This window comes from Proteus vulgaris (assembly GCF_011045815.1).
GTDB lineage: Bacteria > Pseudomonadota > Gammaproteobacteria > Enterobacterales > Enterobacteriaceae > Proteus > Proteus vulgaris_B.
This window is the reverse complement of the sequence record NZ_CP047344.1, coordinates 3,739,649-3,754,627: the sequence shown is the minus strand read 5'-3', so window position 1 is coordinate 3,754,627 and position 14,979 is coordinate 3,739,649. Positions and strand designations below refer to the sequence as shown.

The 14,979-nt window shown below is 39.7% G+C and carries 9 protein-coding genes; 6 read left to right on the top strand and 3 right to left on the bottom strand.

Features of this window, described 5'->3' with window-relative positions; genetic code table 11:
* Positions 1-99 precede the first annotated feature (99 nt).
* The 6 genes from GTH24_RS17650 to GTH24_RS17625 all read left to right on the top strand — a co-directional run bounded on the left by GTH24_RS17650 (position 100) and on the right by GTH24_RS17625 (position 6,018).
* Positions 100-1,368, top strand: a complete 1,269-nt coding sequence (locus GTH24_RS17650; protein ID WP_238795294.1) for a GntP family permease — start codon at positions 100-102, stop codon at positions 1,366-1,368.
* Between the two features lie 95 nt (positions 1,369-1,463).
* Positions 1,464-2,603 (top strand): acyl-CoA dehydrogenase family protein, encoded by a 1,140-nt coding sequence (locus tag GTH24_RS17645; protein WP_072069068.1) that lies wholly within the window; start codon positions 1,464-1,466, stop codon positions 2,601-2,603.
* A gap of 54 nt (positions 2,604-2,657) precedes the next feature.
* The gene (gene fixA, locus GTH24_RS17640; protein WP_072069067.1) at positions 2,658-3,434 is read left to right on the top strand and encodes a putative electron transfer flavoprotein FixA; all 777 of its coding nucleotides are present in this window, start codon (positions 2,658-2,660) and stop codon (positions 3,432-3,434) included.
* 11 nt (positions 3,435-3,445) lie between these two features.
* Complete coding sequence (locus tag GTH24_RS17635) at positions 3,446-4,387, top strand: FAD-binding protein (RefSeq protein WP_164526767.1); 942 nt, start codon at positions 3,446-3,448, stop codon at positions 4,385-4,387.
* Positions 4,388-4,450: 63 nt separating this feature from the next.
* Positions 4,451-5,737: an FAD-dependent oxidoreductase gene (locus GTH24_RS17630; protein ID WP_072069065.1), complete on the top strand. Its 1,287-nt coding sequence runs from the start codon at positions 4,451-4,453 to the stop codon at positions 5,735-5,737.
* Positions 5,734-6,018 (top strand): ferredoxin family protein, encoded by a 285-nt coding sequence (locus tag GTH24_RS17625; protein WP_164526766.1) that lies wholly within the window; start codon positions 5,734-5,736, stop codon positions 6,016-6,018. The genes GTH24_RS17630 and GTH24_RS17625 overlap by 4 nt, the downstream gene beginning before the upstream one ends.
* A gap of 111 nt (positions 6,019-6,129) precedes the next feature.
* On the opposite strand, the gene GTH24_RS17620 is transcribed toward GTH24_RS17625, so the two are convergent.
* The 3 genes from GTH24_RS17620 to GTH24_RS17610 all read right to left on the bottom strand — a co-directional run bounded on the left by GTH24_RS17620 (position 6,130) and on the right by GTH24_RS17610 (position 14,978).
* Complete coding sequence (locus tag GTH24_RS17620) at positions 6,130-7,095, bottom strand: helix-turn-helix domain-containing protein (RefSeq protein WP_072069064.1); 966 nt, start codon at positions 7,093-7,095, stop codon at positions 6,130-6,132.
* Positions 7,096-7,761: 666 nt separating this feature from the next.
* Positions 7,762-12,696, bottom strand: coding sequence for a DNA repair ATPase (locus GTH24_RS17615; RefSeq protein WP_164526765.1), 4,935 nt, complete (start codon positions 12,694-12,696; stop codon positions 7,762-7,764).
* An 86-nt stretch (positions 12,697-12,782) separates the two neighbouring features.
* Positions 12,783-14,978 carry a flotillin family protein gene (locus GTH24_RS17610; RefSeq protein WP_072069063.1) on the bottom strand — a complete coding sequence of 732 codons (2,196 nt, stop codon included), beginning with the start codon at positions 14,976-14,978 and terminating at the stop codon, positions 12,783-12,785.
* Position 14,979: the final 1 nt, after the last annotated feature.

The following is a 14,979-nucleotide window of genomic DNA, read 5'->3' as shown; positions in this document are numbered from 1 at the left end:
TGAATAGCACAGGTCAATTGAACCCTAACACATATAAGTGGGGCAATCATGGGTATTATTTGTTTAATCATTGGGCTAGCGATATTAATGATTATGTGTATGAAAGGCATACATATATTCATTTCTGTCTTTACCACTAGCCTATTTCTTGCTGTGACTGCATGGCTTGTATCACCAGATATGCTTAATCCTGTCGATGCACTGTTACAAGTGTATACCGGTGGGTTAGGTGGCTATTTTGGTAGCTTCTTCTTCATTTTCGTACTCGGTGCGATTTTTGGCAAGTTAACCGCTATCAGTGGCGCTGCTGATAGTGTTGCCTCTTTTATTATTGGTAAATTTGGTGAAAGAGCCGTTATTCCTTCATTAGTTGCGGCTTGTGCCATTTTAGCCTACGGCGGTGTTTCAGTGTTTGTTGCACTGTTTACCGTTTATTCGATGATGGTGAGTTTATTCCGCAAAGCAAATCTTCCTCGTAGACTTATTCCGGCTGTCTATTTTGCCGGTGCAGGTACGTTTGTAATGATAATGCCTGGATCACCTCAAATCCAAAACCTTATCCCAATGAAGTTTTTAGGTACGTCAGCGACGGCAGGGTTAGTACCGGGTATGTTGACAGCCTTGTTCCAAGTCACCTTAGTGATTATTTATCTCACTTGGTTATTTAAGCGCGTAAAAGCGAAAGGTGAAGGCTGGGTTGAAGATGAAAAAACAGCCAAAGCCGAAGAAGGTAAAAAAGATCGCCAATTACCTAATGTGCTTGTTGCATTACTCCCTATGCTTATTTTGCTTGTTGTGCTGAATATTCTGAAATGGGACCCTGCTATTGCCTTATTCTGCGCCATTATCGCAGCTTTGATTGTGTACTTACGCTATCTCGATTGGAAAAAGCTTGTACCTAATTTAGCTGCAGGAACGATGGAAGGGGTGACCTCCCTCTTTAACACGGCGGTTATTGTCGGGTTTGGGGCATTAGTGATGACCTTACCTGCATTTAAAGAATCATTCCAAGCGATTGCTCAATCTGGTCTTAATCCACTTGTTGTTACTGCAATTTCAGTCGGTGCCTTGGTGTTTATCAGTGGCTCAGGCTCTGGTGCGTTAAGTATTGCTATGCCAATGATTGCTGCAATGTTCCCTGCAACTGTGGTTGATCAAGGCTCCTTACACCGTGTGGCCACAATGGCATCAATGAGTACAACTCCGCCATTTAACGGATTGATTATTACTGTCTTTAGTGTCTGTGGTGTCAGTCATAAAGAGGGTTATGGCCCTGTAGGAACGTTAACTCTCGCTATCCCACTGTTAGCCATGATGTTTATGTTGCTGCTGTACACCTTCTTACCTGCATCCATAGCGACGATGTAGAAATAACGCTAACCCATTAATGCGTGCGATAAGACGACAAACGTGAAATCGCACGCCATAGAGATAACCCTATATATTCACAGAGGAAGATAAACATGGATTTTCAGCTAACAGAAGAACAAGTTCTGATCCGCGATATGGTCAGAGAGTTTGTTGAAAACGATATTAAGCCTATTGCTGGCGAAATCGATAAAGAACACCGTTTTCCAAGTGAAAGCGTTGCACCTATGGCTGAATTAGGACTCTTTGGTTTCAATATTGATGAAAATTATGGTGGAACAGAAGCAGATGCAATTAGCTATGTATTAGCAACAGAAGAAATGGCAAAAGTCAGCGCTGCACACGCCATGATCATGGGTTCACAGTGTTCATTAACTGGCCCTGTTATTCAAAAATATGCTGATGAAGAAACCAAAGCACGTATTTTACCGGGAGTGGTTTCAGGTGAACAAATTGGTTGCTTCTGTTTATCAGAACCCAGTGCGGGTTGTGATGCAGCAGCTCAACAAACAACGGCTGTTCGCCAAGGTGATAATTATCTGATCAATGGCTCTAAATTGTGGATCACAGCAGCACCTCAAGGTGCATTCTTTATTGTATTTGCCATGACCGATAAAAGTGCGGGTGTTAAAGGGATCACTGCATTCTTAGTTGAGCGTGATAATCCAGGGATCAGCATTGGTTTACCTGAAGAAAAAATGGGTATGAATGGCTCTGAAACCTGTTCTGTCAGTTTTAGTGACTGCGTTGTACCTGTTAGTGCACGTTTAGGCGCTGAAGGTAAAGGTTTTAGCATTGCCATGGAAACCTTAGATGGTGGCCGTTTAAGCTGTTCAGCTATTGCATTAGGTATCGCACAAAGCGCATTAGATGCCACGATTGATTACACCAAAGAGCGTATTCAATTTGGAAAGCCTATTGCGGCCAACCAAGGTGTGCAATGGATGTTAGTGGATATGGCTACCCGTGTAGATTGTGCTCGTATGTTGGTGTATCGCGCAGCTGCGGCAAAAATTGCTGGGCTTCCTTATACCCGCGAATCAGCGCAAGCCAAATTATACGCTTCTGAAACAGCAACCTATGTGACTCAAAAAGCCGTTCAACTCCACGGCGGTATGGGTTACACCAAATCTTATCCTGTTGAACGCCTAATGCGTGAAGCAAAACTCACCGAAATTTTTGAAGGCACAAGCGAAGTGCAACGCATGGTGATCGCTAAACATATTTTAGCGTAATGACATTGGGATTTTATTAATTTGCTCCATTGAGCAAAACGGAGAATGTGAATTATGAAACTTATTGCCTGCTGTAAGGTTGTTCATGACGAACAAGACATCACAACGCGGCCTGATCGTACACTCGCAACTGATAATGCGGGTTTAAAAATTAGTTTATATGATTTAAACGCGATTGAAACTGCAGTAGAAATTGCCTCGGCTCTTGGTGATAGCACCGTAACTGCGCTGAGTGTAGGCACTAGTGCAATGGTAGAAAACGCGAAAATTAAAAAAGATATTTTATCGCGTGGCCCTGATGCATTAACACTTGTTGCTGATGATGCGTGTAATGCGCTTTATTCAACAGATACCGCCAATATTATTGCGCAAGCGGCACAAAAAGTGGGTTTTGATTTATTAGTTTTCGGTGAAGGTTCTGGTGACTTATACGCTCAACAAACAGGTTTAGCGGTAGGTGAATACTTAGGCTTACCTTGTGTTAATGCTGTTAATAAAATCACCGTTGAAGGTGAAAAAATTATTGTTGAACGTGATTTAGAAAGTATTACTGAAGAGTTAGAGCTGACATTACCTGCCGTTGTCTGCGTGACATCAAGCATTAACACCCCAAAATTACCGTCAATGAAAGCTATTTTAGCGGCTAATAAAAAACCTGTTGAGAAACTTGGGTTAGGAGATATTGGTGTTGATCTTTCAGCACTCACCGTAGTGCAAACGCAAGTGTGCGCACCAGAACAGACTGATCGCCTTGGCATTATTTTAGAAGGTGATTCAGATGAAAATATTGCCACATTTGCTGAGCATTTACGCCAAGCGGTTAATCAATAAGGAGATTAAAAATGGCTAGTTTACTACCTACTACCTTTGTTTATGCCGAGAAAGCGGATGATTTAGCGAAGTTGATAGCGTTTGCTCGTGGTCTTGGTGAAAAAGTGAATGTGTTATTTATCGGTGATGATGAAAGCATTCGTGAATGTGTCAGCCTTGGTGCTGATTGTGTCTATTGCTTTGCACCACAAGAAGGTGTGATTGCTGAAGATTATGCGACTTCTTTTGCTGAAATTATTAAAGAAGCGGGTGCTAATGCATTGGTTTTATTAGCATCATCAAAACGAGCAAAAGCCATTGCAGCTCGCCTTGGTGTTACGTTAAAAGCGGGTGTTGTCAGTGATGCATTAAGCCTAACCGTTGAAAACAATACTGTGATTGCAACACACCAAGTTTATGGTGGTTTAGCACATGCTAAAGCAGAAATTCGCTCACCTTATGCTATTGCTACCGTTGGTGGTGCATTAGATGTGGAAGCCATTACAGATGCTCCCAATGCATCAGTGGTACAAGGTACCTTTGTCGCCCCTGCGCATACATTAAAAGTGTTAGCACGTAAGCCAAAACAAGGTAGTAGCGTTGATTTAGGGAAAGCACATTGTGTTGTTGGTGTTGGACGTGGCTTTGGTAAGGCTGATGATATTGCGTTAGCGTCAGCATTAGCGAAAGCCCTTCAAGGTGAAGTGGGTTGTTCACGTCCAATTGCTGAAGGTGAAGGCTGGATGGAACACGATCGCTACATTGGTGTTTCAGGCGTGACCTTAGGTGCTGATGTTTATGTTGCTGTCGGTATTTCAGGACAAATTCAACATATGGTCGGTGTAGATAGAGCAAAAATTATTGTTGGTATCAACAAAGATAAAAATGCGCCTATCTTCAATATGGTGGACTACGGGATTGTCGGCGACCTCTACAAAGTGTTACCTGCATTAACAGCAAAACTTGGCGGCTAATCCCCGTCGGTCGCTTAGTGAAAGTGTGCTAAGCGACCACACATAATAAAAGGATAGAAAAGTATGTCAGACGATATTTTTGACGCCATTATTGTGGGTGGTGGACTTGCTGGTGGTACTGCTGCCTATGTTTTAGCGCAAGCAGGATGTGATGTGTTAGTGGTTGAGCGAGGTAATTTCGCTGGCAGTAAAAATATGACGGGCGGGCGTTTATACGCACACAGCCTTGAAAAAATCATCCCCAACTTTGCCGAAGAAGCTCCAGTTGAGCGCCTTGTGACGCGTGAAAAAATCTCCATGTTAACGCCGACAGATGGCGTTACGTTAGATTATCAACATACTCAGCAAGAAGAGGATGCAGCGCGTTCTTATACTGTATTACGCTCTTCGTTTGATCAGTGGTTAATGGAAAAAGCGGAAGATGCTGGCGCACAAGTGATCACTGGCGTTCGTGTCGATGAAGTATTAGTAAAAGATGGCAAAGTGTGTGGCGTTAAAGCCGGTGATGATGAAATTGAAGCGCATGTCGTGATTTTAGCCGATGGTGTGAATTCACTGTTAGCGAAGCAATTAGGTATGACACAGAAAGTAAATCCTCATACTGTTGCCGTCGGTGTGAAAGAGCTACTTGAATTTACTCCTCAACAAATGGAAGACCGATTTGGTTGCACAAATGATGAAGGATTAGCTTGGCTTTTTGCAGGCGCACCATCAGGGGGATACTTAGGCGGTGGTTTTTTATATACCAATAAAAATACTGTTTCTTTAGGACTGGTTTTAGGGCTACATAACGTCGATAAGTTCGAAAAAACGGTTCCTCAATTATTAGAAGATTTTAAACAACATCCTGTTGTTGCACCGCTTATCAAAGACGGAAAATTATTAGAATATTCAGCTCATATGGTGCCGGAAGGTGGCATGAATATGGTGTCTGAATTAGTGAAAGATGGTGTATTAGTGGCGGGTGATGCCGCTGGATTTTGCCTAAATGTTGGCTATACCGTAAGAGGAATGGATCTGGCGATTGCTTCAGGTGAAGCTGCCGCAAAAGCGGTATTAATGGCAAAAGAACAAAACAGCTATAGTCAAAAAGAGCTGAGTTGTTATCAATCTTTATTAAATGACAGCTTTGTTATGAAAGATATGAAGCTATATAAAGATCTACCTGCTTTCCTTGATAACACCCGATTTTTTACTGATTACCCACAAATGGCCGCTAATGTAATGCATGATTTATTCGTGATTAATGGCCCAGAAAAACCAGTACGTAAGAAAATCCTGTCTCAAGTGAAGAAAGTCGGTGTGATGAACTTAATTAAAGATGGCTTTAAAGGAGTACGTTCTTTATGAGTCAAGTAAACGTAGACATTAAATTAGGCGTCAATAAATTTAACGTGGATGAAGAAAATCCACATATTGTCTTAAAGGATGATATCGATCCTGCGCAATTTGAAATCTTAATGAAAGCTTGCCCAGCAGGTTTATATAAAAAAGATGAAAAAGGGCAATATCTTTTTGATTATGCAGGATGTTTAGAGTGTGGCACTTGCCGTGTGTTATGTGGCGAGACGATCTTAAAGAAATGGGAATACCCATGTGGCACATTAGGCATAGAGTTTCGTTACGGCTAATGAAATAGATCCTTTTCCCCTCTAGTGTAACCTCCAAAATATAAACTAGAGGGGAATGAGTATACTGGCTATATATTGATTCATATATAACCCATAAATTTGTTTTAGAACTTATCTCAAAGAGTGTATTTTTCGATACTCTGAAGGTGTCATAAAAAATTCAGATTTAAATTTTCGGCTTAAATTAGAAATATCACTAAATCCACATTCATAAGCGAGTTGTGTAATATTTTTCTCTGCTAAAAGTGGATTAACCAATGCTGCTTTATAATTCTCGAGACGCTTTTGGTAGATCCAACGAAGTACAGACGTATTTTGTTCTTTAAATAGCATCTGTAAATAGCGTACTGAGATCCCACACGCATTAGCACATTCATTAACACTTAAATCGGGATCGGAAAGATGTTGCTCAAGATAGTGCTGAGCAAAATAAAACAGTGTTGATCTTCCTAAGCTTTGCGGTGGTGTCGCAATACTGAATTCGCTAAAGGCTGAGGTAATTAAATTCAATAAAATATCAGCAAGTTGTTGCGCATGTTGTGGTGGCATTGAATCCAAGAATGGAATATAACGCATCACAAAACTATAAACGAGAGAGCCGGTAATACTATTACCACGTATCGCTCTTGCTGTAAGATTTTGGGTATTCCCTAAACGAGATGCTAGTTTCTCCCTTGGGATCAGAATTTTAAATAACGAGTAGTCGTTATCAAAAGACCAGGATACGGGTCTTGCCATATCAAAAATACAAAAGTCACCTTGTCGCAGAAATGCGGTTCTTCCATCTTGCGTCAGATGGCTGGTTCCTGAACGCTGTATCTCAATTTGAAAATGTTCTTCTAAACTCAGTTTATGGGTCAAAGGACGGCTACTTGCCCAGTGCCCATTAGACTCTAGCTGAATAAAGCGAATATTTGTCACCTTCTGCTCGACAATATTGGCATAAAATCGAGAATGAGGAGGCAATTCGACTTCATTGCATTCATAAGACGATAAAAAGCGGTCTTTTATTGTATCCCTGAATACGGAAAACCGATCTACGTCAGGGAGCTCCCGAGTCGTAAACATGCTTTTCATAGTACGCCCACTTTTATTGAAAGTATTTTTGTTGTGTTGCTATCTGCCTGGAATAAAAACATCTTAAATCAGACTAAAATAGAATAATTTTTTGCAATGATTTTAAGTTTAAAATTAGCATAATGTACTAATAAAATTAATAACGAGTGATCCTTTTTCGTTTGTTAATAAATTGAAGATAAGATATTTAATTTTTTTTAATTAATTTGAGCTAGGATCATGAAAATATATAATTAATTTATAGCATAATTGATGCTATCACCTCTATCTAATTAATCATTAGGTAATTTCTGATAGTTAGAGAGAGATCTCATAAATAGATCAAGAGTGATTCTTATTAATATCTTATTTATTTCATTCTTTTCAGAGTGTGAGTTAATATGGATTTTATGTACGGGGTATAATCGTTTGTTAAATAATGTTGTTATTTATTGTTAATCATAGCGTTATTAATTATATAAAATAAAATTTTTATAAATTTAATTATTAATAGAATTAATAATGTATATTACAACAATTCTTCCTTTGATATCATGATTTATTAATAGTAAATATATTTAATCTTAATATCGTGAATGTGAAATAGGTTTCTCGATTTATAAAATATTACCTATGTAGTATTTAGCCCACTAAAATAAGTGGGCTGAAAATGGTTATTTTCTATCTTTAGCGTAGACCTTGTACACTCTCTACTAAATTGGCTAACTGTGAAACCACACGGTCACCTATATCGGCATTATCACCACCCAATGCTTTATTACGCATAAAGTCTTTCTTGATTTGTTGCCAACGAATAGTGTCTTTTTCAGTTAGTTTTCCACGTAATTCAGCGAGTTTTAATAAATTTTCTTCAGCACCTGTTGTGAGTAATTGCGCTTCACCCAGATAGTGATCATCAAGTAAACGTTCAATTTCTTCATCATTCATTACCGCAGACACTTTTTCACTTAACTTATTCATATTGCGGTAACTGCCTTGCAAACGAAATGCGGGTTCTGTGCGATATTTATCCGATTGTGCCGCACTGGCGATATATTGCTGATTTACTTTTAAAATGATATTACGTAGCGTAATTAAGTGCTTAAGCACCATGACTATTTCATTAATTTCAGCATCAGAATAAGGGTAACTTAATGTATTGGTAGAGACAGATTTCCCCATCGCCTTATCGACTAAAATATAGAGATCGTTAAGATCACGCAGTGCAAGTGGTGCCAATACCGCACTTGAAGTTAAGCTATTTTCGATATAACTCAGAGCAAAAGCATCATCCATACCACCTAATACTTCACCTAAGTTATAAATATCAGCTCGGTTAGCCAACATATCAGGAATACGAAAGACTTCACCTGATTCGGTGTAAGGGTTACCCGCCATGACGACACAGAATTTTTTACCCCGCATATCATAGGTTTTGGTTTTTCCTTTCCATACCCCTTCAATACGTCTTGTTCCATCACAGAGAGAAATAAACTTTTGTAAGAATTCAGGGTGAGTATGCTGAATATCATCCACATACAGCATAACGTTATTACCCATTTCTAATGCTAAGTTGAGTTTTTCAAGCTCTTGCCTTGCTGTTGCATTAGGCGCTTGTTCGGGATCGAGAGATAGCACGCTATGTCCTAATGCGGGGCCATTGATCTTCATAAAAATAAGGCCTAAACGTGCAGCTGCATATTCCATTAATGTGGTTTTGCCGTAACCCGGAGGGGAGATCATTAATAATAATCCCATTAAATCGGTGCGCTTACCTTCGCCTAACGCACCAATTTGTTTTGCCATATTATCGCCAATAATCGGTAAATAGACATCGTTAATTAGCTTATTACGGACAAAAGAGCTTAATGGTTTGGCTTTAAATTCATGCAGTTTTAAGCGTTCACGTTCATCATTGACTATTTTTTGACGCAGTGTGAGGTACTGTCTGAATGCAGGAATAAAGTTCTTTCTTTGGCCGCGCATTCGGCTGAAATAGTCATCCAAACTGAGTGATAACGCTTGGTTTTCAATGGTTGAGTGAGAGCCTAATAGGTCAGTTACTGTAAAGTATAAATCAGCTTCACTATAACGAGCTGATGCGACTTTATCTAAAATAATGATAGCGATAGCGCCCGGAATATAAGGTGTGAGTTCGGCATAATCAGGCAAAGAGCACAGCCCTTGTAGCCAATTTTGGATCAGTGCCCAACGTTGTGCGTATCGCGTACCTAAATTCTGTTGTGAGCGATTAAAATCTATCCACATATGGGCTTCTTCTAATCGACTTTGTAATGCAATCACTAACTCTTTAGCATATTTGCTATAAACCAATTCAATGGGAGTTCTCGCCAACGCAAAGCTTAAATATTCAGAGGCTTGCATCGGTACATAGTGTTCACACTCAATTGGATTATCATGAAGGAAGAGGCGTATATCTGCTTCGATCTCTGCTTGCAGATCGGTTAACGCATCGTCTTTATGGAATAATTGCTGAATATTCAGTGCAGTTCTTGCACGTTCAGGCCACAGCGCTGGATATTGTTCATTTTGTTTAGTTTCCCAAAAGAGCGCAGCTATTGCACGTGCCGTTGGGTTATAGCGTAGAAGATCAGCACTTTCGCCAATAGGCAGCAGCTTTTTCAATATGGCGATAGCATCGTGATCGTGGATACCTTTTTCATAGCCTTCTTTATAACGTGGGGTAGCGAAATCACGCACGAGTTTTTCAAGCTTTTCAGGAAGAGTGAGTGCTTCTTTTAGCGTTTCGTAATCAAGACCATCTTGACGTTTTGCTGCCGCATAAATAATGGAATAAGCGAGATACTCTGCTCGATAAACAGTATCCGATTCAGACTCAAGTGAGGCATTCCAATAAGGTTGTAATTGAGCGAGTTCTGTATTTTCAATCGGTTCTTGGTAATCCGTTCCTGTCAGGTATAACCAGAGCTTATCTTCTTTCGGTAAGATAGTGAGATCAAGTTCTTGTGTATTAACACTAAAGCGATGACGAGGCCCTAATTTAATAACATTGCCACCGTCTTCAAAAATATCGGTTTTGTCCCTCAGAATACGAATAGCTTGATCACGAGAGGATTTTAAGCGCGCATCAATATCATCAGCTTTGACGTTATCATTGATTTCTCTTAGTTTTTCAATGATCTCTCGTGTTTTTAGTGATAAAGGATCTGATGCGAAAAAGGCATTTAACTCATCTTGTGACTGTAATCGAGAGGTTCGGCGTTGTAGATTTTCCAGTAAGCGATTGGCTGCGGTTAATAGGCTTTGTGAGCGACGTTGGCGATCATCAAGCAACACTTGTTTGTGTGACTCAAAGGTTTCGACTAACTCTTCACGTTTAGCCAGAATATCATCAAGAAATTCATCATGATGGCTAAATTGACTTTCTAACTCTTCTAATTGAACTAAAAGACGTGAAAGTTGATCGTCACAACCTTCAGGTGTGGTTGCAAGGGATAAAGCATTGGTGATCCCTTGGCTAAATAAGCGAAATTGTGCACCAAATTGTGCCACGCTTTCGACGCTGCTTTGTGATTTACGTTTTTGTTGTAGTCGAGCGCGAGATTGATTGAGTTGAGCATAGATTTGTGAGATTGCATCAATAATGTGCGTTTGTTGGGTAACGTCTTGGAATGTTAAAGATGCCATTAAGTTAGAAAGCATATCCAAATCAGCAGACATTTTTTCCATGTCATTCATTGGTACATCTAGTTGTGCGCTGTTTTGGGCTTTTTCAATAAGGTTTTCAAAGGTAACAAGTTGTGCTTTAAACAGTTGTAATGCTTTATCACTGGCAAGGAAAAGTGCGGTCGCTTGTGAAACACGTTGTTGCGTTTCGGTAATTTCTGTTTCCATGGTGCTAAGCTTGGTTAAATCCATATAACGGAATTCACGCAAGGAAATCAGATGCCCACGGTGGGCATTTAATAAATTTAAGCTATCAACAAATTGTTGAATATCTGTCCAACTATCAGGGAGTGTTAAGGCCAGTAGTGATTTTTGGCGATTAATCGCTTCAAGCATTGATTTCGCAGATTGCTGACGAATACTTTCCACTTTTTCATATTCATCAAGTACTAATTCACTGGTTTGAGCGATATCTTTTAATAATTTACCAATCCCTAAACAGTGCTCGTCATTAAACCAATAATAGAGATCTAATAAGTTTTTAGGTTGTAAGCTGAGTTGCTCATAACGAGCAATAGAGATTTGATTACCTTCAATTTCTTTTGCGACATGCAATATTTCGGAAATACCTCGTACTAAATCAGCATTACCAATACGGCCATAAAAACCATTACGGGGAGGTTGTTTATCAGCAAATTCTTCAGAATAGAAGGGAGTTTGCCAAACTTGCATTGGATGAACGCGAGTTGCTTCTTCGCCTTCACCTTCAAACAGCACCATTTTTCCGTCTTCTAACATCGCATAGCCATGACCAACTAAAGGCACAGCAAGTTTACGCTCAATCATATTGTAATTGAAAAGCGCAAGGCGACCTTGTGAAGGAGAGTAGAAAACATATAACACATCTTCGCCATTAGGCGAACGGCGTAGACGGCGGAAATACATCCCTTCCATTGGTTGATCAAAGGTTTTGTATTCGCCATTTTGCAGGTAATAGCCACCAGGGAAAATAATACCGTGATCTTCAGGTAATTGAACACAAGCTTGTCCAATTGCATCAATGCGTTGTACGGTTTGCGTCAAAATGTTATAGACCAAATAACGCCAGTTTTCTTCGCGATAAGGTAAGATTTTTAACAGAATCAAACTACCTGTTTGAGCATATTCAATTTGTGCATCATCGAGAGATTGGTTTTTATCTAATACGGCTTCACGATAAATCCCTAAACCATCCTCGGTGTTATTTTCACATTTAACTGTTAGATCGCCACCGGTTGTTTCGACAAAAACGGTATCAAGAATATTGATATGAGGAAAACGACCATTGACCGTATCTTCACGTTGAGTTTTCGTCCATTCGAAATCGTAAGCAGGAGGGAGGGCAATATCTCTTTCACCACGATTATCAATGTAGTCGATACGCTTTTTATCACTTGAGATAGCCCAGCGGAAAACACGCACATCAGTAATTCGAGCACCAATTTGAAAACTGGCAAGCAGTTTTCCATCACGCTCAACAAGTTGTAGTAGTTGTGTATTTTTGTAATAAGTATAAAGCTCAGTAAAATCCTGAATAAAACGATTATCGTTTAAAAAAGTATCTTCATAAGGGACGGCTTCAACATCAAACTCTCCCTCACTTTCAGTTAAACGATAAAGTGAAAAGACATCTTCAAGATGAATTTCACGTTTTAATCCAAGGAAAACGTTATAACCAAACAGTAGCCATTCACCTACACGAACAATGTCTCTGGCTTGGCAGTTATTTTCAGTACGAATACGGATACGGCCAATAATATCCATTTGGCTTTGACCAAATTCATCTAAGCGATGTTGATTTAATTCAGTGGCTTTTTGATGAAGTTGTTGGCCTTGCTCTGTTAGGCGTTTGCGTAAGATTTCATACGCGCCACCTTGTGCAACAGCACTATCGAGTATTTCCTGCTCACGATTCGTATCCAGAATTTCAGACATGGTATAACGGATTTCCTTGGCTTAAACGATAAAAACAAGATAAAAGACATAGAGATATCTCTATGCCTTTCGCCCTCTAAATAACATTATTCTTCTTTAGAGGAGCCTGATTTAGTTGTCACATCTTTAATCAGTGGATTGGCACTTTTTGTTGCCATAAATCCATTAATTAAATCTTGGACTTCCGGATTTTTTAATAAAGAAGCAATATCGAGTTTTTTATCTTGTTGAGTGCGGTTAATCAGTTTTTCAACGTTCTCTTTGGCAAAACTGCTTTTATCCATAAAACCATCTACCGCTTTACCTAAGCTTAATGCCTTAGAGAAGGTATTAAAGAAGTTGCCATCACCGCCCACAATTTCAATATTGGTTTTGCTCAGTGCAGCTGCCAATACATCGGCTTGTTCGCGTGCAATTTCTTTGTTGGCTTCAATAGATGCCATTGCTTGTTCAAATTGTTTTTCAAGACTCATACGGAATTCTTCATGTGAACGCGCCGTATCACTGAGGTGATCCATAGATTTGAATTTATCTGTTAAACCATCAGCTTCAGCTTTTAAGCGTTGACGAATAACTTCAGCTTGTGCTGAACCTAATTGGCCTTCACCACGCGCCTGTGCTGCGAGTTTCTCTTCAAGAATTTTCGCATCAGCAAGGCCTAATTTCTCTTTTGCATTGGCTTGTTGTTCTTCACCACGCGCTTGAGCGGCTAATTTCTCTTCTAAGATTTTTGCTTCTGCAAGGCCTTGTTGTTGCTGGGCTTGTGCTTTTGCTTCCATCACTTGCGCTTCAGTTAAGCCTTTTTCTTTCATGCCCCGTGCTTCTGCTAATAGTTTTTCAGCAGTGATGTTAGCCAATACAAGGCCTTCCTTCTCTTCGGCTTCTGCGGTTGCTTGGCGCACTCGAGCTTCGGCAAGACCTAATGCTGCATGCTCAGCTTCAATACCTTCTGCTAAACGTTTTTTCGCTTCTGATTGTTTTACCGAGGCTTCTAATTCAGCTTTCGCCATCGTGCTGATTTCTTCAGCTTTATGTTTAGCACTAGATTCATCAGCTTCGGCTCTTTTCACTTGGCGGACTAAAGACTCTTCTGCTTCTGCTTGTGCATTTATGATGGTGACTTGACGCATACGTTCAGCTTCTGAAACTTCGCGTACTTCTTTAATACGTTCTTCTTCTTGAGCAACCGTTTTTTCTACGGCGACACGTTCACGGATAACATTTGAGATATTTTTGCGTTCTTCTTCTAACGCTTTTTCTTTCTCAATACGTTGCAACTCAACTTCGCGTTCGCGAGCAACAATTTCTAATTCACGAGCACGATTAACTCGTTCTTGTTCAATGGTGACTGCACGAGTACGATTTTGTTGTGCAACTTCCACTTCACGCATACGGTTTTCTTCACGAATTTCAATCTCTTGTTGAGTCTGAATACGAGCTTGTTCTGCTTTTAAGCGCTCTTCTTCTTGTACACGCAGGGTTTCTGATGTTTCACGAGCACGAATATTATCGATTTCACGTTTTTGGCGTGCTTCTGCATCGGCTTGTTGGCGTTCTAAGGCCAGACTTGCTTCTCGGGTTTCCACGTTTTTCTTTTGAATAGCAAGTTCTTGATCACGCTCTTTTTGGTTAGTTTCAATATTATGAATAGCGGTAATTTCCGTGATTTTTCGGATACCTTCAGAGTCAAAAATATTGTTAGGATCAAGTGCAGATTTTGGTGTTTGTTCTAAATAGTCGATAGCAACGTCTTCTAATGCATAACCATTAAGATCTTTACCAATAACATCAACAATACGATCACGGAAATTCTGTCTATCTTCAAAAAGTTTCGACAGTTCAAACTGTTTACCTACTGTTTTTAATGCTTCTGAGAATTTAGCACTAAATAGAGTGCTGACTGCTTGATGATCAGACGCTCTATCAACACCAATGGCTTTTGCGACTTTTAATACGTCTTCAGTGGTTTCATTTACACGTAAATAAAATGCAACGGTAATATCAGCACGTAAGTTATCTTGGCAAATCAAACCATCTTTACCACGACGATCAACCTCTAACGTTAAAAGAGAAATACGCATAAACTCTTTTTTGTAGATAACTGGATAAACCAGCGCACCTGTAAAATGGACTTTAGGTTGTGAGGTCATGTCATTGACTATTAAGGCTGTACCTTGAGGCACTTTTATATAGAAAGCTTTAAATAATCCAAATAACCCTAAAATAATTAGAATTGCGAAGCCAACAATAGTTAAGAAAGGCATAACGAAAGCCAAATCCATA

Coding starts and splice junctions, on each gene's coding strand:
- GTH24_RS17650 (WP_238795294.1), top strand. CDS start 100: ATGAAAGGCATACATATATTCATTTCTGTCTTTACCACTAGCCTATTT.
- GTH24_RS17645 (WP_072069068.1), top strand. CDS start 1,464: ATGGATTTTCAGCTAACAGAAGAACAAGTTCTGATCCGCGATATGGTC.
- fixA (WP_072069067.1), top strand. CDS start 2,658: ATGAAACTTATTGCCTGCTGTAAGGTTGTTCATGACGAACAAGACATC.
- GTH24_RS17635 (WP_164526767.1), top strand. CDS start 3,446: ATGGCTAGTTTACTACCTACTACCTTTGTTTATGCCGAGAAAGCGGAT.
- GTH24_RS17630 (WP_072069065.1), top strand. CDS start 4,451: ATGTCAGACGATATTTTTGACGCCATTATTGTGGGTGGTGGACTTGCT.
- GTH24_RS17625 (WP_164526766.1), top strand. CDS start 5,734: ATGAGTCAAGTAAACGTAGACATTAAATTAGGCGTCAATAAATTTAAC.
- GTH24_RS17620 (WP_072069064.1), bottom strand. CDS start 7,095: ATGAAAAGCATGTTTACGACTCGGGAGCTCCCTGACGTAGATCGGTTT.
- GTH24_RS17615 (WP_164526765.1), bottom strand. CDS start 12,696: ATGTCTGAAATTCTGGATACGAATCGTGAGCAGGAAATACTCGATAGT.
- GTH24_RS17610 (WP_072069063.1), bottom strand. CDS start 14,978: ATGGATTTGGCTTTCGTTATGCCTTTCTTAACTATTGTTGGCTTCGCA.